Annotated in this window: 18 protein-coding genes and 1 rRNA gene; 12 read left to right on the top strand and 7 right to left on the bottom strand. The window is 54.2% G+C overall.

The window, feature by feature from the left end; translation table 11 throughout:
- Positions 1-10: 10 nt before the first annotated feature.
- On the top strand, positions 11-460 hold the full coding sequence (locus tag ABO_RS02425) for a type IV pilin protein (RefSeq protein ID WP_011587754.1): 450 nt from the start codon (positions 11-13) through the stop codon (positions 458-460).
- Here the strand turns inward: ABO_RS02425 and ABO_RS02430 are convergent.
- Positions 457-972: a GspH/FimT family pseudopilin gene (locus ABO_RS02430; RefSeq protein WP_041704821.1), complete on the bottom strand. Its 516-nt coding sequence runs from the start codon at positions 970-972 to the stop codon at positions 457-459. The two genes, ABO_RS02425 and ABO_RS02430, sit on opposite strands and share 4 nt — an antisense overlap.
- 102 nt (positions 973-1,074) lie before the next feature.
- On the opposite strand from ABO_RS02430, the gene ABO_RS02435 reads away from it, so the two are divergent.
- Positions 1,075-2,190, top strand: coding sequence for an NAD(P)/FAD-dependent oxidoreductase (locus ABO_RS02435; protein ID WP_046961665.1), 1,116 nt, complete (start codon positions 1,075-1,077; stop codon positions 2,188-2,190).
- Here ABO_RS02435 and ABO_RS02440 read toward each other — a convergent pair.
- From ABO_RS02440 to ABO_RS02450, 3 genes are read right to left on the bottom strand one after another with little or no spacing between them, the layout of a single operon-like run.
- Positions 2,130-3,524: a sigma-54-dependent transcriptional regulator gene (locus ABO_RS02440; RefSeq protein WP_011587757.1), complete on the bottom strand. Its 1,395-nt coding sequence runs from the start codon at positions 3,522-3,524 to the stop codon at positions 2,130-2,132. The two genes, ABO_RS02435 and ABO_RS02440, sit on opposite strands and share 61 nt — an antisense overlap.
- A gap of 11 nt (positions 3,525-3,535) precedes the next feature.
- A complete protein-coding gene (locus ABO_RS02445; RefSeq protein ID WP_041704824.1) occupies positions 3,536-5,089 on the bottom strand; it encodes a sensor histidine kinase in 1,554 nt (517 codons plus the stop codon).
- Complete coding sequence (locus ABO_RS02450; protein WP_011587759.1) at positions 5,079-5,321, bottom strand: PP0621 family protein; 243 nt, start codon at positions 5,319-5,321, stop codon at positions 5,079-5,081. The genes ABO_RS02445 and ABO_RS02450 overlap by 11 nt, the downstream gene beginning before the upstream one ends.
- Before the next feature lie 122 nt (positions 5,322-5,443).
- Here ABO_RS02450 and ABO_RS02455 point away from each other — a divergent pair, with 122 nt between their 5' ends.
- On the top strand, positions 5,444-7,069 hold the full coding sequence (locus ABO_RS02455; RefSeq protein ID WP_011587760.1) for an NAD+ synthase: 1,626 nt from the start codon (positions 5,444-5,446) through the stop codon (positions 7,067-7,069).
- Positions 7,070-7,171: 102 nt separating this feature from the next.
- Here ABO_RS02455 and ABO_RS02460 read toward each other — a convergent pair whose 3' ends face one another.
- Positions 7,172-7,990 (bottom strand): outer membrane protein assembly factor BamD, encoded by an 819-nt coding sequence (locus ABO_RS02460; RefSeq protein ID WP_011587761.1) that lies wholly within the window; start codon positions 7,988-7,990, stop codon positions 7,172-7,174.
- 68 nt (positions 7,991-8,058) lie between these two features.
- Here ABO_RS02460 and rluD point away from each other — a divergent pair, with 68 nt between their 5' ends.
- From rluD to clpB, 3 genes are all read left to right on the top strand, one after another.
- On the top strand, positions 8,059-9,030 hold the full coding sequence (gene rluD / locus ABO_RS02465; protein ID WP_011587762.1) for a 23S rRNA pseudouridine(1911/1915/1917) synthase RluD: 972 nt from the start codon (positions 8,059-8,061) through the stop codon (positions 9,028-9,030).
- Positions 9,031-9,119: 89 nt separating this feature from the next.
- A complete protein-coding gene (gene pgeF / locus ABO_RS02470) occupies positions 9,120-9,866 on the top strand; it encodes a peptidoglycan editing factor PgeF (RefSeq protein WP_011587763.1) in 747 nt (248 codons plus the stop codon).
- A gap of 294 nt (positions 9,867-10,160) precedes the next feature.
- Positions 10,161-12,758, top strand: a complete 2,598-nt coding sequence (gene clpB, locus ABO_RS02480; RefSeq protein WP_011587765.1) for an ATP-dependent chaperone ClpB — start codon at positions 10,161-10,163, stop codon at positions 12,756-12,758.
- 80 nt (positions 12,759-12,838) lie between these two features.
- Here the strand turns inward: clpB and ABO_RS02485 are convergent, their stop codons facing one another.
- The gene (locus ABO_RS02485; protein ID WP_011587766.1) at positions 12,839-13,300 is read right to left on the bottom strand and encodes a DUF4124 domain-containing protein; all 462 of its coding nucleotides are present in this window, start codon (positions 13,298-13,300) and stop codon (positions 12,839-12,841) included.
- Between the two features lie 465 nt (positions 13,301-13,765).
- Between ABO_RS02485 and ABO_RS02490 the strand changes: the two genes are divergently transcribed.
- From ABO_RS02490 to ABO_RS02500, 3 genes are all read left to right on the top strand, one after another.
- Entirely contained in the window at positions 13,766-15,487 is a 1,722-nt protein-coding gene (locus ABO_RS02490) for an acetolactate synthase 3 large subunit (protein ID WP_011587767.1), read from the top strand.
- A complete protein-coding gene (ilvN, locus tag ABO_RS02495) occupies positions 15,487-15,978 on the top strand; it encodes an acetolactate synthase small subunit (protein WP_011587768.1) in 492 nt (163 codons plus the stop codon). Before ABO_RS02490 ends, ilvN begins: the two co-directional genes overlap by 1 nt.
- 154 nt (positions 15,979-16,132) lie before the next feature.
- On the top strand, positions 16,133-18,037 hold the full coding sequence (locus ABO_RS02500; RefSeq protein ID WP_011587769.1) for a hypothetical protein: 1,905 nt from the start codon (positions 16,133-16,135) through the stop codon (positions 18,035-18,037).
- 64 nt (positions 18,038-18,101) lie between these two features.
- Here ABO_RS02500 and ilvY read toward each other — a convergent pair whose 3' ends face one another.
- On the bottom strand, positions 18,102-18,989 hold the full coding sequence (ilvY, locus tag ABO_RS02505) for an HTH-type transcriptional activator IlvY (protein ID WP_011587770.1): 888 nt from the start codon (positions 18,987-18,989) through the stop codon (positions 18,102-18,104).
- Between the two features lie 188 nt (positions 18,990-19,177).
- Between ilvY and ilvC the strand changes: the two genes are divergently transcribed.
- From ilvC to ABO_RS02520, 3 genes are all read left to right on the top strand, one after another.
- Entirely contained in the window at positions 19,178-20,194 is a 1,017-nt protein-coding gene (ilvC, locus tag ABO_RS02510; protein WP_035459332.1) for a ketol-acid reductoisomerase, read from the top strand.
- A 153-nt stretch (positions 20,195-20,347) separates the two neighbouring features.
- A complete protein-coding gene (gene pssA, locus ABO_RS02515; protein WP_035459239.1) occupies positions 20,348-21,124 on the top strand; it encodes a CDP-diacylglycerol--serine O-phosphatidyltransferase in 777 nt (258 codons plus the stop codon).
- Positions 21,125-21,623: 499 nt separating this feature from the next.
- A 16S ribosomal RNA gene (locus tag ABO_RS02520) occupies positions 21,624-23,165 on the top strand.
- Positions 23,166-23,476 lie beyond the last annotated feature (311 nt).

Here is a 23,476-nt window from a genome sequence, read left to right on the forward strand (position 1 = left end):
GAGGTTGTGTATGATGTCTGGAAAATCGGTGTGTAAAGGCCGTGATCAGCAAGGCTTTACCCTGATTGAGCTGATGATTGTGGTGGTGATAGTGGCGATTCTCGCCTCTATTGCTTACCCCAGTTATACCCGTTATGTGCAGGATACTCGCCAGGCGGAAGCGCAGGGTGAGATGATGGCCTTGGCTGGTGCACTTGAGCGGTACCGAGCAAAGAACTTTTCCTACAAAGGTGCCAACACTAAGCTGGCAGTTCTATCGCCAGTGCTTGCCAATAGTGACTATTTCACTACTGCAATCTCCGTGACGGGAACGGGGAGTCAGCAGTATGAAATTACAGTGACGCCGAAAACGGGCGTAATGACGGGCACCGAAGTGTTGAAGATCAATAGTGAAGGGCAGACATGTATGAAGGTTTCTGGCTGCACTATTGGCACGGACGATTCTTGGAAAGAACATTAATCGCAGTCTTCCGGTTTGGCCGTCTCCACTCTAGGGCGGCCAATCCAGTTCATGGTAATTCTTCTTGCCGCGACAGGGTTGCATAGATAAAAGCTGCCATTTTGGAAATGGCTGTTGCCCTTGTTGTGAAAGACCAACGCATTACCTTTGAAACGTTTCCAGATTAGGCGTGTTTGCCCTGGGAGCTGGTAGTGCTCAATGATTTCGGATGCGTTCAGATTTCCATCGTTGTTTCGATCGAACCCCATCCAAACTTGTTGTGTTTCCTCGAATTTATTACAACCGTTTTGTCCATCGCAGATCATGCGGTTACCATCGGTAATCGCCCCGGCACGAGCCTGTCTTATCAGGCTGTGCAATGTCATGGTGGCTGTGCGAACTTGATAGCGAGGAATGATGTCATTCCACGCATAGGAAGCACAGACAGAAAGAACACCGATGATAGTGATGCTTGTCAATATTTCAATCAGCGTTAAACCGTATTGTTGTGGGCGTTGATAGTGGCGGGCCATCTTTAGGGCTCCCATAGCAATGCATAAAAGCCTACGGGAGAATGCGCTGGGTGGTTATGCTATTGTTGCCATCCTTAATGTCTGCTGTTTCCTCATATTGCCATGTCTGATGTGCTCGTTGTAGGTGGTGGAATTATCGGTCTTTTTTGTGCGCTTGAGCTTACAAAGCGAGGCAGGAAAGTGACGATCATTGATGCCCCAGATAAATATCCGCCGGCCTCTTGGGCCGGTGGCGGCATTCTTTCCCCTTTATATGCTTGGCGTTATTGCGATGCTATGACGCTCTTGTCGGTAAATGCGTTTTCCCGTTATCAGAAAGTTTTGGAAGAGTGTGATTCGGCAGGTATACCTGGTTGTGGCTCACTGTTGCATGGCGGTGGTTTGTGGGTTGAAACGGCAGAAGAGGATGCTGCTCTAGCATTTGAATGGGCACAACGCTGGCATATTCCAGTACAAGCGGTCTTGGCCCATGAGCAAATGGAAGAATCTGCTGCTGGCGGAGGGCTGTTGTTTCCGTCACTGGGTAATATTCGTAATCCGGGTGTACTAAGAGTGTTGCGTGCGTATTTGCTGCGGTTGGGCGTGCGCTTTGAGTCGGCCATTATTCGCCATGTTCGGCCGTTGAATCTGGGTGGGGAAGTTGGGGCTGCTGATGGACGACGCTGGCACAGCGATGCCGTTGTGATCAGTGCTGGGCATGCAGCCCCAGGCCTTTTGCTCTCCATGGGGGTTACACTGCCGCTTTTTCCTGCAAAAGGTGAGATGTTGCTGTATCACATGCAGCCCGGTCAGGTGCCTGCGGTTATGTTGACTGAGCGAGGATATCTGATTCCGCGGCACGATGGCTCCGTGCTGGTGGGGTCAACGCTGAGGCGAGGCGATAATACGACATACCCTACCGTAGCTGGGCGTTATCAGTTAGAGCGGTTGGCGGCGAGATTATGGCCGGAGCTGGCATCCTGTTCGCCAGCCTTTCATTGGGCAGGGGTGCGACCGGGCTGTGAGCGTGATATTCCGTTTATTGGTTCGGTACCAGGAACCAATGGGGTGTTTGCGGCTGTTGGCCATTATCGAAACGGGCTGGTGGCGGCGCCGGCCAGTGCGGAGTTGCTCGCCCAGTTGATTACTGGCGAGCAAACCTTTGTTGATCCCGAGCCTTATTCGTTATCGTCTGTTTCGTCGTCATCACGGTCCAGCTCCAGCTTTTTCAATCGGTAGCGCAAAGAGCGGAAGGTCATGCCGAGTTTTTTTGCGGCGGCGGTACGATTCCAGTGAGTTGTATCCAGAGCCTTGAGTATTTCCTGTTTTTCGATTTCCTGAAGAAACTCTTCCAGGGACTGTTCGCTGGGTCTTATGGGGGGGGGCGAGGTTGAAGTGCTAGAACGGTTTGAGGCCAGCCCAGAACGGTTTGATGGTAGGCGCAGGTGTTCGGGGAGAATAGTGTTGCCGTCACACAATGTTAGCGCCCGCTCCAGGGTGTTTTCCAACTCCCTGACATTGCCGGGAAACGCGTAGTTGCCAATGGCATTCACCGCGTCAGAGCTAACGCTGGGCGGCGGAATTTCCCAGGCTTGGCTGAGCCGGTCGAGAATATGCCGAACCAGCTTTGGAATATCTTCACGTCGCTCGCGTAACGGCGGAACGTGAGCCTCGATAACATTAAGCCGATAGAAAAGATCCTGACGAAAACGCCCCTCTTCCATTTCGTCTTCCAGGTTCTTGTGGGTGGCGCAGAGAATCCGTAGATTGACTTGGAATTCCTTGGCTTCGCCTACCGGTCGAACGGATTTTTCCTGAATGGCTCGTAGCAGTTTGACCTGCATATGTAAGGGAAGGTCGGCCACTTCATCGAGAAATAAGGTGCCGCCATCAGCTTCGCGGAACAGTCCCTTTCGGTCTTCCACCGCGCCGGTAAATGCGCCTTTGCGATGGCCAAAAAATTCACTTTCCATTAGTTCAGACGGTATGGCGCCGCAGTTTACTGCCACAAACGGTTTTTCCCGGCGCGGTCCTAACGTGTGAATTAATCGTGCGATACGCTCTTTACCGCTTCCTGATTCGCCACTTATATAAATAGGCGCTTGGCTGCGCGCCAACTTTCGAACCTGGCTTTTTAGCGCGACCATGCTGGGCGCGTCACCAATCAGATTATCTTCTTCTTCATGGTGTTCTTCGACTTCGTTGATGCCCAGCCCGTCTTCAATTAACTGCCTTAATCGGTCAAGAGCGACAGGCTTGGCAATAAAATCATAGGCGCCATATTTCATCGCATCGGTGGCGGTTTTCATGCTGCCGTAGGCGGTTATTACGGCAGTGGGCATAGTCGGACAATATTGTGAAATGAATTGGAGAAGCTCTAGGCCGGTACCATCCCCCAGGTTCATATCTGTCAGGCAGAGATCGTAGTGTGCCTCTTTAAGGCGCTGTTTGGCAGTGGACAGAGAGTCGGCGGCGGTGGCCTGAAGTTTCATGCGGCCGAGCGTGATGACCAGCAGTTCGCGCAGGTCAGCTTCATCGTCAACAACCAATACGTGGGGGGCTTCTGCACTCATAAGCGATTCTGTTATTGAAATTGTCGGTGCGGGTGAGCAAAGGTTATCACAAAGCTGGCTCCTTTCGAGCTTTCCTCCAGGTCTAGTGTGGCTTGGTTGGCATGGCACAGTTCGCGGCACAGATAAAGGCCAAGGCCATTGCCGTCTTTGGCGGTGGTGTAAAAGGGCTCGAAGAGATAATCCCTGGCCTCAAAGCTGATACCCTGGCCGTTATCTTGAACTCTTAGCCAAGGAAGACCGGTACGATCATGGTGGCCACAATGCAGACTCACCTCGCAGAAATCGCCGCCATGGCGCAGTGCATTGCCGATCAGGTTATCCAGCACCTGGATCAGCTGACTGCGATCAAAGCGCACTTCCATATCCGGTTGGCAATGAAGAGCAATTCGTCCGGTGGTGTTTTTGATTTTCCATTGCTCAGTTACTTCCTGAATTAGTGTTGGCAGAATGAATCGTTCAGCTTGCCCTTTCGGTCTGCGTGAAAGGTCTAGTACATCATGAATAATGCCGTTCACCCGAGTTACATGGTTGCGGATTATTTGTAATAGGTGCTGGTCTTCCTGGCTTGGGTCTCCATCAAGCAAGAGATCGGAGGCATGATTAATGGCACTGAGAGGATTGCGGATTTCATGGGCTAGGGTGGCAGATAGGCGCCCGAGAGAAGCTAGGTTCATTTGCTGGGCTTCCTGTGCGATTTGTGCGGTGTTCTCTAGAAAAAGCAGTGTCAGGTTTTCATGTCCGGTATCCAGCTGTGCGAACCGTGGGCTCAGCACGGGAGACTGCTCCGAGACGCGCAGGGTAGGTAAAGGCAGAAGGGGATTATCTTGCCAACGATGAAAACGGGAGGCTAATGCGTCGGGTAGGTGCTTGCCTAGCATCGGGCTGTCGAACAGATTGTTGGCGGACTGGTTGGACATGAGAACTTGAAAACCGTCGTCGAACACCAAAACGCCTGTGCGCATACGTTGCACAATTTGTTGGTTCAGTGCTTCCAGTCGTTCAATAGCAACCTGTTGCTGCCGCGTGACTTTTTCGCTTTGTTCTAGGCGATGCGCGATTTGCTGAATAATCAGCGATACCATGAAGAAGGCAATGCCGAGCAGGCTCGATTCAGTCAGCACGAACGGGGATGAGTGCTGTGTATGGATGGAAAAATAGAACTGCTCGAACATGGCGGACAGGGTTGCCAGTGCCGCGATAAGAAAGCCTTGTCGACCGCGTAAAAGAATGTTGCCAGCCGCAACGGTCACCAACAAAAGCACCGCAAGACCGCCTTCTAGTCCGCCATTGGAATGCACTACCAGTGTTAGCATCCCGAGGTCACTGATGAGCGCGGCCGGTTGTGCCCAGGCAGGAAATGCTCGTCTATGCCGGTTATTGTCCAGGGTGGCGGAGGCCAGCGTCAGGCCCAAGTAGACAAAAAGGGTTGTTTCGAAGAGGGCGGGGAAATGGGTGCCGAGCAGAGCCTTATCTGACCCGTAGTGTAGTAATAGCAGCACGCAAGCTATGGCAATGCGGTAAACATTATAGATGCGTGCCGGTGTCCAGCCTTGGCTAGCGATCATGCTGTTCCAGATATTGGCGCTGATGTTCTTGGCTGCAGAAATGCAGCCCGCCATGACTAAAAGCGTCGGGGGCTGGAACATGAACGCCACATTGTGCGCATTTCACCATGATCTGCGGGTTACTGGTGCTATTGTCGGGCGCTGTGGGCCGGGCCTGGGCCAGCAGTTGTTTCATAACCCGCCAGGCTAGATAAATCAGCGCGGCGATAATAATCAGGCGAATTAGCCCCATGGAGCCCCCTTTATTGTTTGCTGTTTTTGTCAGGTGCGGTCGGGTTACGTGTTTCTAGCGCATTCATCGATCGCCAGCTAAAGAGTACAATCAGCGCTCACTTGAGGAAAGGCCGGTTGATCATGCGAATTATTATGGCCCAGCAGAATGCGCTGGTGGGCGATATCGAAGGCAACGCCCAGCGCGTTATTGCCGCGTCAGACGAAGCTCGTCGATTATTAGGGGCAGATTTGGTGCTGTTCCCGGAACTAATGCTTACCGGCTACCCGCCAGAAGATCTTCTGCTGCGCCCGAGTCTGAACAGTCGGGTCGATGCGGCCCTCGCAGATATCGGTGCGGCGATTTCGGTGCCCGTAGTGCTGGGCTATCCGGCGGTACGCAACGGGCATCGTCGTAATGCGGCGGGGGTGATGTTCCCGGGTGAGACTGGTCCCCGTCATGAGTATTTCAAGCAACACTTGCCCAATTACCGGGTGTTTGATGAAAAACGTTATTTTCAGCCGGGCAAGGATGCTTGCACCTTTGATATTGATGGCTGGACGCTGGGTATTACCATTTGTGAAGACATTTGGCACGCTGGCCCAGCGGCCCAGTTACAGAAGGCAGGCACCGATCTGATTCTGAATTTGAATGCCTCTCCTTATCGCATCAACAAGGCAGACGAACGTTTCGACCAGGTACAAGCCCGTTGCCGGGAGACTGGCTTGCCGGTGTTGTATTGCAATCTTGTGGGTGGCCAGGATGAGCTGGTTTTTGATGGGGCCTCATTTGTCTGCGATAGCCAGGGTAATCGCTGTGTGCAAGCTGCTAGTTTTACCGAAGCACTGGTGCCGGTGGATGTGCAATGCCAGGGCGGGCACTGTGAGCCCCGTGGTGAGGTGTTGCCGCTGCCAGGGCCGCAGGCGGGTATGTACCAGGCTTTGGTATTGGCAACCCGTGATTATGTGAACAAAAACGGTTTCAAGGGCGCTCTATTGGGACTGTCCGGGGGGATTGATTCTGCTCTGACCCTGGCGGTGGCGGTGGATGCCCTTGGCCCGGAACGGGTGGAGGCGGTGATGATGCCATTTCAGTATACCTCTGCCATGAGTCTGGAAGACGCAGAAAAACAGGCTCGAACCCTGCGCGTCCATTACCGGGTATTGCCGATCGAGGCAGCGTTTAATGGGTTTATGGATATTCTCAGGGAGCCGTTTGCAGGCACCTCCCGGGACACAACCGAAGAAAACCTCCAGGCTCGCTGTCGCGGGGTGCTGTTGATGGCGCTTTCCAACAAGAACGGTTCAGTCGTGTTGACCACGGGTAACAAGAGCGAAATGGCGGTGGGGTATGCCACGCTGTATGGCGATATGGCGGGAGGCTTCTCGGTGCTCAAGGATGTCTTCAAGACGTCAGTGTTTAACCTGTGTCGTTGGCGCAACCAACAGGCTGGGGCGGAAATTATTCCCGACAGGGTGATTACGCGCCCTCCATCCGCAGAGTTGGCTCCAGACCAAGTGGACAGTGATTCTCTGCCTGATTACGACGAGCTGGACGCGATTCTGGAGCGTTACGTGGAGCAGGACATGAGCGCCGAAGCGGTGATTCGTGATGGTTTTGATCGAGAAACAGTGTATCGGGTGGTGAAACTCACGGACCGCAACGAGTATAAGCGTCGCCAGGCTGCCGTGGGGCCGCGCGTTAGCCGCCGGGCTTTCGGCAAGGACCGGCGCTATCCAATAACCAACGGTTGGCGGCCGGGAGATTAAGTGGCTGTGGCGCAAGATGTTTGCTACTAGGTAAACACCCAAAAGCCCGCTATTGCGGGCTTTCTTCGTTAGGCGTCGGGCGTTCTGTTTGCGTGCAGCATGTTATAACAAATCGAATGTCAGCAAACTGAGTAAGCCGTTATCCTCATCTGGCCACCAAGCCAGGTCTACGTGTTTGTCGTCATCTAGAAAGGTGCTGTTGGGCCAGTTCAGGGCCAGCACCGCGCGGCTTTTTTCAGCCTGCTTGGGGAGCTCTAGCCGTTGGTAGCCTTTCACCATAATGGCCAAGCTTTCTTCCACGGCTGGGGTATGCTGATAGTGTTTTACCACATACTGCGCTCGGTTAAGAGAGGCGACGATGGCGCCGCGCCGCGCGTAATAGCGTGCCACGTGGAGTTCCTGCCGGGCGAGTTGATTGCGGATATGTACCATGCGGGCGCGAGCGTCAGGGGCGTACTCGCTGTCCGGAAAGCGGCTGACCAAGCGCTCGAAGTCGCGGAAGGCGTCTTTTGCGGCAGCCATATCCTTGCTGGAGCGGTCGGAGGCAACCATATTGTCAAACAGGCCCTTCTCCATATTGAAGTTGGCCAGCCCGCGCATGTAGAGCGCATAATCCATGCGCGGATGGGCGGGATGGTTGCGCATGAAACGCTGTGCCGCTACCACTGTGGCTGGGTAGTCCACAGATTTGTACTGGGCGTAAATCAGGTCCAGTGCGGACTGTTCGGCATAATCTCCATACGGAAAACGCGCCTCCAGCTCTTTGAGCTGGTCGATGGCCGTCAGATAGTTTTTCGATTCAATGGACTCGCGGGCTTCCCGATATTGATCGGCCTCGGTGAGCTCCGGGCGATCTTCAGGGTTAGCGGCACAGCCGGCCAGAATCAGTAGACACAATAGTGGCCATAAAAGTCGTGGCATTCTTTCCTCGTTGAACGGGTTACAATTCGCGAATTGGGTATTTAAGCACAGGTTGAGGAACCTTTTATATGGGACATCTTGGCGGCGAAAAAATTCAGCGCACCGAACAGGTGAAGCCGGAGCACGCCGGGCAGCGGGTAGATCAGGTAGCGGCGGAGCTGTTCGAGGGCTTTTCTCGCTCGCGCCTGCAGACTTGGATCAAGAATGGTGTGTTGACGGTCAACGGTGCCCAGACCAAGCCCAAAGAGAAGCTGACCGGTAATGAATCGCTGACTCTGGAGGTGGAAATTGAGCCTGAATTGGATGATCAGCCTCAGTCCATCGATCTGGATGTGGTCTATCAGGATGACGACCTGATCGTGATTAACAAGCCCACCGGGCTAGTGGTTCACCCGGCCGCAGGCCACGCAGATGGCACATTGCTTAACGGGTTGCTTCACTTGGACGAACGCCTTAACAGCCTGCCCCGTGCGGGTATTGTTCACCGTTTGGACCGTGATACTACCGGGTTAATGGTGGTGGCCCGTTCTCTAGAAGCTCATCAGAGCCTGGTGGCGCAACTACAAGATAAAAGTCTGTTTCGGCAATACGAGGCCATTGCGGTGGGGGTGATGACTGGCGGTGGCAAGGTGGATGCGCCCATGGGGCGTCATCCGGTGGACCGTAAGAAGCAGGCGGTAGTGAAAACCGGCGGAAAAAATGCGGTGACTCACTACCGGGTGCTTGATCGTTACCGGGCTCACACCCGGATTCAGGTGCAACTGGAAACCGGTCGTACCCATCAAATTCGCGTTCATATGGCCCATCGCAACTATCCGCTGGTGGGTGATCCGCTCTACGGAGGTCGCCTCAAGCAGCCAGCCGGTGCCACCGAAGCGTTGCGTCAGGCGCTGCATAAATTTCCCCGCCAAGCGCTACATGCCCGGAAATTGGGGCTGATCCACCCGGCTAGGGGAGAGTATTGTGAGTTTCAAGCTGAATTGCCGGCGGATATGACTAGCCTGATTGTCGCGTTGGAAAATGACATCAAAGACGAATAGGTCACCCCCCGCTTAGCCTCAATCAGGCGTGTTGTTCAATATGAGCGGGGGAAGGGGGCCTGCGCCCCTTCATGATCAAGGAGCCGGAAATGTCACTACCGGACAAGAGTGAGTGGTTGTGCCCGGATTGGAATCCACACCCGGCAGTGCGGGTATGTGTGACCACCCGGGCTGGCGATCTCTCCCCTAAACCTTGGAACGGTTTAAATTTGGGGCTGAATTGTGGTGACCAGCCTGAGCGAGTGGAGCGGGCGCGCCACCATGTGGAGAAACAATTACAGGCGGATCATCCTGCGGCCTGGTTGTGGCAGGTCCATGGCAAACGGGTGATGCGGGCAGATGAGCAGAATAATGAGGCAGACGGTGTTTGGACCGATCAGCAGCGTTGGCCTTGTGTCGTGCTGACGGCTGATTGTTTGCCCGTGTTGCTCGCTCGCAAGGATGGCACGGCGGTGGCGGCGGTGCATGCCGGTTGGCGCGGCTTGCAAGCGGGCATTATCGCCGAAGGGGTCGCTCGTATTGCTCCCAGCGGTGAGCCAGTGAGTGCTTGGCTAGGGCCGGCCATTTGTGGGCAGTGTTATCAGGTGGGGGATGACGTGTATCGCGCTTTCACCATGGGTCGCCCGGCTTTTGAGCCTGCCTTCAAGAAAGATGCTACCCCTAATCATTGGCGGTTTTCTGTGGCCCACGCTGCCATTATTGAGCTGGCCCTGTTGGGCATCGACGATGTTCATGGTGGAGATCTTTGCACGGCCTGTGATTTGTCCCGCTTTTACTCCTATCGTAAGGAAGGCCAAACGGGTCGGTTCGCCTCACTGATCTGGCTTGATGGATGAAAACAGGGATTGTTAAGCGGGGAGGGTGAGTGGACTCCGCTATATGGGCTGTTTTTTCTTTTATCCAAAAACAAAGAGGCTGCGATCCAGGATTGGGCGCGGCCTCTTTGCTTTAAGGCTATGGTCATGCTTGTTATTGCGCGGTATCAATTCGCTATTTCCAAAAAACAATTAACCTTGAAGCTGGCCCAATCGGACCCATCTATGATTCAGTTGATAGATAACCGGTGATCACATTGGCCTTGCCGACAGGGAGGCGTTGTGTGGATCACGACCGGATAGGAGAGCGATACAATGCGAATGGATAAACTCACTGCCCGCCTGCAGGAAGCGCTGTCAGACGCGCAATCCTTGGCCGTGGGGCAGGGTAATAGCACCATTGAGCCAGTTCATCTGATGTTGGCGTTGATGCAGCAGCAGGGAGGCGCCGCTCGGCCGTTGTTGGAAAAAGCAGGCGCCAACGTTGCCGATGTGATTACCGCCCTGAACATGGCTGTGGACAAGCTGCCCACGGTGACTAACTTCAATGGTGATGTGCAGATGGGACAAGCCACCGGGCGGATGCTGAATATTGCCGACCGGGAAGCTCAGCAGCGCGGTGACCAGTATCTTTCTACGGAAGTGGTGTTGCTGGCGGCCTGTGACGATAGCGGTGAGCTGGGTAAGCTGTTTAAGAATGCCGGCGTCACTCGTAAGGTGCTGGCTGAAAAAATTGCTGAAGTACGAGGGGGCGAAACGGTGAACGATCCCAACGCGGAAGACAAACGTGAAGCGCTAGATAAGTACACCGTGAACCTGACCGAGCGAGCGGAATCCGGCAAGCTTGACCCGGTGATCGGCCGGGACGACGAAATTCGCCGTACTATTCAGGTCTTGCAGCGTCGCACCAAGAACAACCCGGTATTGATCGGTGAGCCCGGGGTGGGCAAGACCGCCATTGTCGAAGGCCTTGCTCAGCGTATTGTGAATGGCGAAGTCCCTGAAGGCTTGAAGGACAAGCAAGTGCTCTCGCTGGATATGGCCGCGCTGATCGCGGGTGCTAAATATCGAGGAGAGTTCGAAGAGCGCTTGAAAGCGGTACTCAACGAGTTGGCTAAGCAGGAAGGGCGCATCATTCTTTTCATTGATGAGCTGCATACCATGGTCGGCGCCGGCAAGGGTGAAGGGTCCATGGATGCGGGCAATATGCTCAAGCCGGCACTGGCTCGGGGTGAGCTGCACTGTGTGGGTGCTACCACGCTGGACGAATACCGGCAGTACATTGAGAAAGATGCCGCGCTGGAGCGTCGTTTTCAGAAAGTGCTGGTGGATGAGCCCACGGTGGAAGACACCATTGCCATTCTGCGGGGCTTGAAAGAGCGTTACGAAGTTCACCATGGCGTGGACATCACCGATGGCGCCATCATTGCCGCTGCTCGCTTGAGTCATCGCTACATTACCGATCGACAACTGCCGGATAAGGCCATTGATCTGATCGACGAGGCCGGCAGCCGTATCCGTATGGAAATCGACTCTATGCCGGAGGAAATGGACCGCCTAGATCGCCGTTTGATCCAGCTGAAAATGGAGCGTGAAGCGCTGCGCAAGGAAGACGATGATGCCAGCCGCAAGCGGCTGGAAAAGCTGGAAGATGAGATTGATGAGCTGGAAAAAGAGTACGCGGATCTAGAGGAAATTTGGCAGGCGGAGAAAGCCGCGTTGCAGGGCGCAGCCGAATATAAGGCGGAGCTGGAGCAGGCTCGTGTGGAGCTGGAGCAGGCCCGTCGCGCCGGCGACCTGAGCCGTATGTCCGAACTGCAGTACGGCGAAATTCCGGAACTGGAAAAGAAAGTTCAGGATGCCCAGGACCGGGAAGAACAAGCCCAAACTGAGACGCAGCTGCTGCGTAACAAGGTCACCGACGAGGAAATTGCTGAGGTGGTGGCCAAGTGGACCGGCATTCCTGTATCGAAAATGTTGGAAGGTGAGAAAGACAAGTTGCTGCGTATGGAAGATGCCTTGCATGATCGGGTGGTCGGCCAGAATGAGGCTGTTGAGGCGGTGGCTAATGCGGTACGCCGCTCCCGGGCAGGGTTGTCAGATCCGAATCGACCCAACGGCAGCTTCCTGTTTCTGGGCCCCACCGGGGTGGGTAAAACGGAACTTTGTAAGGCGCTGGCCAACTTCCTGTTCGACACCGAAGAGGCCATGGTTCGCATCGACATGTCTGAGTTTATGGAAAAACATTCCGTGGCTCGGCTGGTCGGTGCCCCTCCGGGCTATGTGGGTTATGAGGAAGGCGGCTACCTCACCGAGTTAGTGCGACGTAAACCTTACTCGGTGGTGTTGCTGGACGAGGTGGAAAAAGCCCACCCGGATGTGTTCAACATTCTGTTGCAGGTGCTCGATGATGGTCGCCTGACGGATGGCCAAGGCCGTACCGTGGACTTCCGCAATACTGTGGTGGTGATGACATCCAACCTGGGTTCTGATCTGATTCAGAAGCTGGCAGGTTCTGATGCCGAATCTGCTAGTGATTATGAAACGATGAAATCGGCGGTGATGGAGGTGGTAGGTAACCACTTCCGCCCGGAGTTCCTCAACCGAGTAGATGAAACCGTGGTGTTCCATCCGCTGGCCAAAGATCAGCTCAAGGGCATTGCGTCCATTCAGTTGGGTTTCTTGCGCAAGCGATTGGCGGAGCGGGAAATGAGCCTGGAGCTGAGTGATGCGGCGCTTGATCAGCTGGTGGATGCCGGTTTTGATCCCGTCTACGGGGCTCGTCCGCTTAAGCGGGCTATCCAGCAGCAGTTGGAAAATCCGCTGGCTCAATCGCTGCTGAAAGGCGAGTACGTTCAGGGCGATACCATTCACGTGGATGTGGAAGAGGGGCGGTTTACGTTTGGCCGTTAATCGTCCCTTTGGGCCAAGTAAAGAAAAGCCGCCGGTGGTAACGCCGGCGGCTTTTTTGTGGGCGGGCTTTTAGTCTCAGCTTAGCGGCCTTCGCATTTCTCCAAGGCACTACGGGTCTCGGCGAGCATCTCGTCTCTAACTTGCTGGTCGATCACTTCCAGTTCACCTGTTTCCGGGTTTTTGCGCCGTACGGTGGGCTTGTTGGTCAGGGTTTCCAGATTCTTGCGGTGTTGTTCGCAGCGTTCTTGAGCGACCGCTTCTGGTTCCGTTTCCAGTCGCTTTTGCTCCTTGGCTTGACTCGCGGCAGCCTCTTTGGCTTTTTGTGCCGCGTTCCTTTTGGTCTCAAGGGCTTCGATGGCCTCGCTCTGACTCGAACTGGCAGTGGCGCGGGTGTTTATTTCGGTCGTATTCGCGCCCTGTGGAGCCTGGGCGTCGTAATGGGTAACGCCTTTGTCGTCTACCCATTTATAGAACTTGGCCGCCGGGCTCAGGCTCGAAAGGGCAAGTAAGGCGCCGCCGAGAAACAGGCTGAATTTTGTCATGATGTCCGTCTTCTTATGATTTCGGTTGATCCATCAGACTTTAGCATGACGTGAGAAGGGGATTTTCTGCAACCTAAAGTCGACCAAGGGCTTTGATTGACTGCACATTTCTGCGAAGATTATGACTTTCCGGAGATCGGGACCCGCATTCGCTTACCGGCGTGTGTGAGGCCGGGACCCGGGGCACCGTTACCGCGATGTCCTGCCAGCAGTACCACTGCACTCTCGTCCCGCTGTGGGAGCCTCCGGAGGTTTCTCATTCCTAAAGCGGGAGTATTCCCTTTCAGGTTTGCAGATCTTCCGTGTAGTCCTCCCGCCTGTGTTCTTGTCGGCCACCTCCGACAGGGTTCCAGAGCACCTAAATACGGTGCTTTCCGCAGGCAGCAAGCTAGCAGGCTGTTCAACAGCCACACCGTCCCGCTGCGTGGCAGTGGGTAGTATGCATTTAAATTTGAGGTAGCAACCGTGGAAATGTTATCCGGCGCGGAAATGGTGGTCCGTGCGCTGCAAGACGAGGGAGTGGAGTACATCTTCGGGTATCCCGGAGGGTCCGTACTGCACATTTATGATGCGCTGTTCCAGCAGGACAAGGTCAACCATATTCTGGTCCGCCATGAGCAGGCGGCCACCCATGCGGCCGACGGCTATGCCCGTGCCACCGGCAAGGCCGGTGTGGTCATGGTGACGTCCGGGCCAGGCGCGACTAATGCGATCACTGGCTTGGCTACGGCCTTTATGGATTCGATTCCTATGGTAGTGCTGTCCGGGCAAGTGCGTTCTGACTGGATTGGTGATGATGCCTTCCAGGAAACGGACATGATTGGTGTGTCCCGTCCGGTGGTGAAGCACAGTTTCATGGTTCGTGATGCCAAAGACATTCCCGAAATCATGAAGAAGGCCTTCTACATCGCCACCACCGGCCGTCCCGGCCCGGTGCTGGTGGATATTCCTAAGGATCAGACGGCACCGAACGTCAAGAATCCCTACGAGTATCCCAAGAAAGTGAAGATGCGCTCTTACTCTCCGGTGAGCCGCGGCCATTCCGGGCAGATCCGTAAGGCGCTGGACGAGTTGATGAAAGCCAAGCGCCCGGTGATTTATGCCGGCGGTGGCGTGGTGCAGGGTGAAGGCAGCGAGTTGCTGACCCAGTTGGCCCACCGGCTTAATTTCCCGGTGACCAATACCCTGATGGGACTGGGGGGCTTTCCCGGTACCGACCGTCAGAACGTGGGTATGCTGGGCATGCACGGCACCTATGAAGCCAACATGACCATGCATAACTCGGATGTGATTTTGGCTGTGGGTGCCCGTCTGGACGACCGGGTGACTAACAATGTGAAGAAGTTCTGCCCGGGCGCCAAGATCATTCACATCGATATCGACCCGGCGACTATCTCTAAAAACATCATGGCGCACATCCCCATCGTGGGCCCGGTGCAGCAGGTGCTGGAAGAGATGCTGGCGGCGCTGGATGAGCACGGTGGCGAGCCGGACCGCAAGGCGCTTGAGCGCTGGTGGGAAGAGATCGACGGCTGGCGCAAGGTGCATGGCATGCGTTATGAGATCAACGAAGATGGTCCCATGAAGCCCCAGCAGGTGGTGCAGGCGCTATATAAGGCAACCAAAGGTGATGCCTATGTGACTTCCGATGTGGGTCAGCACCAGATGTTCGCAGCCCAGTACTATCAGTACGACAAGCCTCGCCGCTGGATCAACTCCGGTGGCCTGGGGACTATGGGCTTCGGCTTGCCGGCGGCCATGGGGGTGCAGTTTGCGTTCCCCGAGGCGACGGTGGCCTGTGTGACGGGCGAAGGCTCTATTCAGATGAATATCCAAGAACTGTCCACCTGCCTGCAGTATGGCTTGCCGGTGAAAATCATCAACATTAATAACCAGGCGCTGGGCATGGTTCGCCAATGGCAGGACATGCAGTACGGCGGCCGTCACAGCCAGTCATACATGGAGTCCCTGCCGGACTTCGTCAAGCTGGCCGAATCTTATGGCCATGTGGGCATGAAGATCACCAAGATCGAGGATCTGGACGCGGCTATGGACGAAGCCTTTGCCCTGAAAGACCGTTTGGTATTCATGGATATTTATGTTGATTCCACCGAGCACGTATACCCTATGCAGATTGCAGACGGTTCCATGCGTGATATGTGGTTGAGCAAGACGGAGCGGACCTGATGCGTCGAATTATTTCTATTCTGATGGAAAACGAGCCGGGCGCACTGAGCCGGGTAATCGGTCTGTTCTCCCAGCGGGGGTACAACATTGAAACCCTTTCGGTAGCACCTACGGAAGACAGCACCCTGTCTCGCCTGACGCTGACCACTTACGGTAATGATCTGAAGATCGAACAGATTACTAAGCACCTCAACAAATTGATCGAAGTGGTCAAGCTGGTGGACCTGACAGAAGGCGCGCACATTGAGCGCGAGCTGATGCTGATCAAAGTGAAGGCTACCGGTGCCCAACGGGCTGAAGTGAAGCGGTCGGTGGATATCTTCCGTGGCCAGATTGTGGATGTGACTAGTACGGTGTATACCATTCAGCTTACGGGTGCATCGGACAAGCTGGACGCCTTTATTGGTGCTATTGGGGAAACCCAGGTGCTAGAAGTGGTGAGGTCTGGAGTATCCGGCATTGCTCGTGGCGAGAAGGTTTTGAGCTTGTAGTCGTGCTCAGCGGTTGACGCTGAATGCTAGATGCAAAAGCCGCTCTTCGGAGCGGCTTTTTTTGTTTTTCATGATAGCAACATAAAAGTCTTTAGAATCGATTCACGGAAAAGCGCACGGCCTAATCGGCCGCACCAAGGAAAGGAGAGTCGCTATGGCGTTTGATTATGGGTCCATTGATTTGGGGCTGCGGAACCCGTTTAAAAAAGAAGGCTTGGTTACTGCGGTAACGGGTGGGCTGAGTGCTTGTGTGGGGCTGGCTGTGCTGCTGATAGCGGCGGCAACGGTGAAGGAAAATACCGTGGCGGGCTGGATTTATATAGTGTTTGCGGTAGTGCTTCTAGGGGGCGGGGTTCGCGCCTTGAGTGGGGGTGCTTTTGCCATGTTGCGCTATTTTGTAGGTCGTAACCATCCCACCTCGCTGGCCTATAATTACAGCCCCTCGGAAAGCAGCACTGCGCAGGAAGAGTCCCGTTATGTGGGCTACAAAGGCAGTACGCTAGAAGAAATGTTGATTGGTCGTAAGAATCCCACTTTTGTGGAGCCAGAAGGGTTTCTGGCGCGCGCGCTGCACAGTCTACTTCCTAAGTTGTTGTTCATGCCGTATCCCATTCGTAACCTTGGGCAGCGCTTATTTGGCGCCTGGGTGAAAACAGCAGTGGCTATCATGGCGTATCTGTTTGTGGCGTTTGTCACGCTGGCGGGTTTTGTCGGTGATATGGGTACCGTGATCTTTCCCCTCTATTCGGTGATCTTGAGCATTTATGTGATTGTGTTGTGGTGGAGAGCCGGTCGCGCTATTGCTCGGCATCCGGAACGGCAGGTGGAGTCCATGGGCGGTGGCGACCTGGTTATGGTGATAGCGGTGTCTATTGTGCTGCCGGTGATGGTGGGTCTTATGCTGGGCTCGGTTTCCCAAGTGGGCAATGTGGGTATTCAGCAGTGGCAGCAGTGGATTAGCGTGCTCGACGGCCTTTATCCGTTAACGTATTTGTTGGTGTCATTGCTGTTTGCTGCAGTGGCTAGCGTGGGCATTTATCAGCTGCTTCGTCGTCGTTTGGCGTTGGCGAATCCGGTGTCGGAAGTGTCTGAGTTGCGGGAAAATTGGCAGGAGTCGGTGCACCCCAATGAAATTTTTATCAACCTAGATAATCTAGTTATGGCTAACCGTCGTTATAAAGAAGTGCCCAACCGGGTGTATCGGGAACTGGACCCGCAATTGGTTGAACAGGTGGAGGGCAAGGGGGGATTCAAGGGTGAGATGATCCAGGAAATCCAGCCGAAAGTGAAACCGATGAACTTGGGGGCAGGTTTTGACAAAGTACGAATGGCTCTGCTCATCGGGGGTAATATCTTAGTGCTGATAGCGACAGGGCTAACCTTGTGGTTAGCGTTTGCCACGGTGGATCTTTATGAGGCTTTGGCCCAGCAAGGCGTATCGGTGGAGGCGTTGTTGTCTGGTGATAGCAGTGCACTGTCGTTGGCGGTGAATTTACTGGTGTGGGGCGTTATTTTTAGAGCTTTCGCGGCGCTGTTACGCGGAGCGGCCCACTTGTTTTTTTCTGAAATGCAGTTCGAATCGGTGATGATTTACTTCAAGTGTGAAGGCACATTTACGGAGTCGAAAATGTCCACGGGTACGGGCATCCATGATAGTACTCGTTCAGAAAATACCTTAATGCGCAGCAGCATTACACCCTGGATTGTGGTCTCAAGGTTGGTGACGTCCACGTTCGCAGCCACTGGTATGCGTAACCTTGAATTCCCGCGTTACGTGATGGAAATGCATAAGGCTCCAGAAGCGTTAGCCTCAATTAGGGCTGATGTGGTCACTTTCTTGAAGGACCGCGAGTCCATCGCGTCGATTACAAGTGAGAGGGATTTGGGTAATGCATCGCAAATTTATCAGCTCAATCAGCAAACTCGAGCTCAGGTGTCACTGCCGACGGCGGGAGCTGATGAGGACGCTGCCGGGTATCTGCGCCAGGAGCAGGCAGCGGACGATGTCGAAGCGAAGCCTAGCAATGGCGGCACCGCGGGAGATGAGCCGGTACCGTAACACGCCTTGCTCGGTCTCCCTCCCGAAGCGGCTCCAAGAGTGAGCCGTTTTTTGTTGTCTGGCGTCAGGTATCACCTAATTGTGACCAAAACGCATTAATGAGCGGTTCTTCTTGGCGTCGCTCCTGGGTAAACAGCCCTACTTCGTAAGGTGCAAGGGCGGGCTGCACATCCAATGATCGGGTGCGTCCGGCTAGCGGGCTGTTATCCAGCACAATCTTCGGCACCACGCCCACCCCAAATCCTAGGCTGACCATACTGACGATGGCTTCGTTGCCGCTGACCTGAGCATAGATATGCGGCTTCGCGCCAAGCTGGCGAAACCAGCGATCTACCCGTTCCCGTGCCAACCCTTCCTCCGAGAGAATCATGGGAGTGTCTTTCCAGTCCGCTTGCTTGGCTACACCGTTGAGCCGTTCCGCCAACTGGGTTTGTCCGGCCTGGGCAATAAACAGTAAAGGGGACCGGGCAATGGGCCTAAAGGCGATGCCGCTGGGGAGGTGATCAGGTCGTGCGCCGATCGCGATATCCTCTTCGCCCTGCTGGATGCGCTGCACGGCTTGAGCCGGGTCGCCAGTATGCAGCTTTAGTTCGATACGAGGGTATTGGTGCCGAAAACTGCTGAGTAGATCGTAGAGAAAGCTATAGCTGGCGGTCACGGAGCAATACAGGCGCAGCTCACCCTGCAGAATGCGGCGATCCTCCTGTAATGCATGGCGCAGGCCATCCCAGCGCATCAGTGTGTCGCGGGCATATTCCTGGAAGCGTTGGCCTTCTCGAGTCAGGGTAACGCTGCGGTTGTCACGGTAGAACAATGGCACGTTCAGCTCTTCTTCCAGCTGTTGAATGGTACGGCTGAGTGTGGAAGGGCTTACGTGGCACATGGAGCTGGTGCGCCCAAAGTGCAGGGTGTCGGCTAGGGTCAGGAACAGCCGCAGGGGTTTGGTGTCCATCAGGTATCCGCTTGCTGCTGAAGGAGTGAGACACTTGCTGTGTTGCAGAATAAGGAATGTGGTGTTTCAAATATATCATTTTACGCAATGATGTGAATCCCCTAAAGTACCGGCCTATCAGGCTGGTGCTTTATGTGTATCGGGCCTTTACCTTTTTCTTCTATTTATAAAGAGTCAGAGCTATGAGCATGCAAGTGTATTACGACAAGGATTGCGACCTTTCCATTATCCAAGGCAAGAAAGTAGCCATTCTCGGTTACGGCTCTCAAGGCCATGCCCACGCCTGTAACCTGAAAGATTCCGGTGTAGACGTCGTTGTCGGGCTGCGTACTGGTTCTACTTCCATTGCCAAAGCTGAAGCCCATGGCCTTAGCGTAACTGACGTACCCTCCGCCGTTGCCGCCGCTGACGTGGTAATGGTGCTGACGCCTGATGAGTTCCAGGCGCACCTGTACAAGTCCGACATTGAGCCGAACCTGAAAGAGGGGGCTACCTTGGCCTTCGCGCACGGCTTTGCTATTCACTACAATCAGATCGTACCGCGTGCGGACCTGGACGTGATCATGATCGCTCCTAAAGCGCCGGGCCACACTGTGCGCACTGAGTTCACCAAGGGTGGCGGTATCCCCGACCTGATCGCGATTTTCCAAGACGCGTCCGGCAGCGCTAAAGAACTGGCTCTTTCCTATGCCTGTGGTGTGGGCGGAGGCCGTACCGGTATCATCGAAACTACGTTCAAGGACGAAACTGAAACCGACTTGTTCGGCGAGCAGGCGGTACTGTGTGGTGGGGCTGTTGAGCTGGTGAAGGCGGGCTTCGAAACCCTGACCGAAGCGGGTTACGCGCCAGAAATGGCGTATTTCGAGTGTCTTCACGAGCTTAAGCTGATTGTTGATCTGATGTACGAAGGTGGCATCGCTAACATGAACTACTCCATCTCCAATAATGCGGAGTACGGTGAGTATGTGACGGGCCCAGAAGTGATCAACGATGAGTCTCGTGCCGCCATGCGCAATGCGCTCAAGCGTATCCAAAGTGGCGAATACGCAAAAATGTTTATTGCTGAAGGCGCGCATAACTACCCGTCCATGACTGCGGCGCGTCGTAACAATGCGGCGCACCCCATCGAGCAGGTGGGTGAGAAGTTACGTGGCATGATGCCGTGGATCCAGGCGAACCAGATCGTAGACAAAACCAAGAACTAAGGGCTCACTGAAAAACTTCTTGCATGTTGAGTATGCAAGGGGTCACTCAGAGGCTCCCTTGTCTTAGGGACCCAAAAAAACGCGGCTTCGGCCGCGTTTTTTTGTTTGGGAGTACTGCGTTACACTAGCGCCATCATAAATGGGTGGATAACCATGCAGGATAACGACAAGACAGCAGCGACGGACACTCAAGACACATTTGAAGTGGTTGAAGCTGAGTATCGAACAGGGACTCGCCACAAGGGCGTGTACCTACTGCCCAATCTGTTTACCACAGCGGCCTTGTTCGCCGGCTTCTACGCCATTGTGGCTGCGATGAATGGGCATTTCGAAAATGCCGCTTTGGGGATCATCATTGCCGGTATCCTTGACGGGATGGATGGCGGTGTGGCGAGAATGACCAACACCCAAAGTAAGTTCGGAGCGGAGTATGACTCGCTGTCAGACTGCGTGGCTTTTGGCGTGGCTCCGGGACTGGTGGCTTATGCTTGGGCGCTATCAGGGCTGGGTAAGTTTGGTTGGGTGGCGGCCTTTATCTATGTGGCCTGCGCTGCTTTGCGCCTAGCTCGGTTCAATGTACAGGCGGAAAGCACGGATAAACGCTTTTTTATCGGTTTGCCTAGCCCTACCGGAGCGGGGTTGGTGGCGACGCTTGTCTGGCTGGGAGCTAGTCGTGGCATTGAGGGGGCGGATATTTCCTGGCTAGTGGCCATTGTGGTTGGGGGTGCCGGTTTGCTGATGGTGTCGTCAGTGAAGTACCACTCTTTTAAAGAATTCCATATTGGCAGAGTCCCCTTCAAGATGCTTCTTGGGGTGATTATTGCTTTTGCCATTGTCTTTTTGGACCCCCCGTTAGTGTTGTTGGGGGTAGCAGTGACCTATGTGGCCGCGGGTTTACTGATGACACTTTGGCAGCTGCGTAAACATTAGTCAGGTTCGAGATAAAAAAAGGCGTCCCCAGGGCGCCTTTTTTTATCTGCCAATGGCAGCCTTGCTGCTGGGGCCATGAAAAAAAAACAAAAAGGCAGAGAAGACAGGAGGTGATGGTATTTTGGGGGGGCTGTTTTGGTAGAAGAGAGCTGTTGGTTAGGAGGTTGGGGCGCATAATAAATGAGCGTTTTAGGCCGTTTCTGATGGTTTTTTATCCGTCCAGACAGAAGATGACCGTTTGATAAAAAAGACATGAAAAAAAGTGTTGACGGCCCCGGGTAAATCTCTAGAATGCGCACTCCTCGACGGGGCAACAACGCAGAGCAGCGCGGCGCCACGGACGAGACGCTCTTTAACAATCAGGCAAGCAAACGTGTGGGACCTGTTCGGGATGGGATCTTTAAGAGATTTCAGTTCTGAACGAGTCAACAAAGTTTTTGTTAATTCAGATGACGAACTGAGCATGTATTAAGTGCGTAGGCACTTTAAACGCTTTTCTTAACTGAAGAGTTTGATCATGGCTCAGATTGAACGCTGGCGGCAGGCCTAACACATGCAAGTCGAGCGGAAACGATCCTAGCTTGCTAGGAGGCGTCGAGCGGCGGACGGGTGAGTAACACGTGAGAATCTGCCCATTAGAGGGGGATAACCTGGGGAAACCCAGGCTAATACCGCATAATCCCTACGGGGGAAAGCAGGGGATCTTCGGACCTTGTGCTGATGGATGAGCTCGCGTCGGATTAGCTTGTTGGTGAGGTAATGGCTCACCAAGGCGACGATCCGTAGCTGGTCTTAGAGGATGATCAGCCACACCGGGACTGAGACACGGCCCGGACTCCTACGGGAGGCAGCAGTGGGGAATCTTGGACAATGGGGGCAACCCTGATCCAGCCATGCCGCGTGTGTGAAGAAGGCCTTCGGGTTGTAAAGCACTTTCAGTAGGGAGGAAGGCTTATCCTTAATACGGATGAGTACTTGACGTTACCTACAGAAGAAGCACCGGCTAATTTCGTGCCAGCAGCCGCGGTAATACGAAAGGTGCGAGCGTTAATCGGAATTACTGGGCGTAAAGCGCGCGTAGGCGGTTTGCTAAGTCAGATGTGAAAGCCCCGGGCTCAACCTGGGAACTGCATTTGAAACTGGCAGGCTAGAATGCAGTAGAGGGAGGTGGAATTTCCGGTGTAGCGGTGAAATGCGTAGAGATCGGAAGGAACACCAGTGGCGAAGGCGGCCTCCTGGACTGACATTGACGCTGAGGTGCGAAAGCGTGGGGAGCAAACAGGATTAGATACCCTGGTAGTCCACGCCGTAAACGATGTCTACTAGTCGTTGGGAATCTTAGTATTCTTGGTGACGAAGTTAACGCGATAAGTAGACCGCCTGGGGAGTACGGCCGCAAGGTTAAAACTCAAATGAATTGACGGGGGCCCGCACAAGCGGTGGAGCATGTGGTTTAATTCGATGCAACGCGAAGAACCTTACCAGGCCTTGACATCCTTGGAACTTTCTAGAGATAGATTGGTGCCTTCGGGAGCCAAGTGACAGGTGCTGCATGGCTGTCGTCAGCTCGTGTCGTGAGATGTTGGGTTAAGTCCCGTAACGAGCGCAACCCTTGTCCCTAGTTGCCAGCACGTAATGGTGGGAACTCTAGGGAGACTGCCGGTGACAAACCGGAGGAAGGTGGGGACGACGTCAAGTCATCATGGCCCTTACGGCCTGGGCTACACACGTGCTACAATGGGCAGTACAGAGGGCAGCAAAGTCGCGAGGCCAAGCAAATCCCTTAAAACTGTTCGTAGTCCGGATTGGAGTCTGCAACTCGACTCCATGAAGTCGGAATCGCTAGTAATCGCGGATCAGAATGCCGCGGTGAATACGTTCCCGGGCCTTGTACACACCGCCCGTCACACCATGGGAGTGGATTGCACCAGAAGTGGATAGTCTAACCTTCGGGAGGACGTTCACCACGGTGTGGTTCATGACTGGGGTGAAGTCGTAACAAGGTAGCCGTAGGGGAACCTGCGGCTGGATCACCTCCTTAACGACAAAGATTTCCGTCCCGTTCAGGGCTCACACGTTTGCTTGTCTGTTGTTGCCGGCTAGAAGCCGGAAACAAGTGATTCTCTTTCTTTGAAGGAAGGTAATGGATTATTTGTTTCCGGTTTTTTAATCGGTCTTATATCTGCTGGTATAAGAAGCTCTTTAACAATTTGGGAAATGAGAAGTCCAAGTATTCAATGAGAATGCAAGCGTTAGATATTATCTCTGACATTTGTGTCTTTATGGTGAATCGTTATCACGATGAAAGACCTGGGCGGTGATTGAAGATTTGTCGAGAGGCGGATTTGAGGT

This window comes from Alcanivorax borkumensis SK2 (assembly GCF_000009365.1).
In the GTDB taxonomy this organism is placed as follows: Bacteria; Pseudomonadota; Gammaproteobacteria; order Pseudomonadales; family Alcanivoracaceae; genus Alcanivorax; species Alcanivorax borkumensis.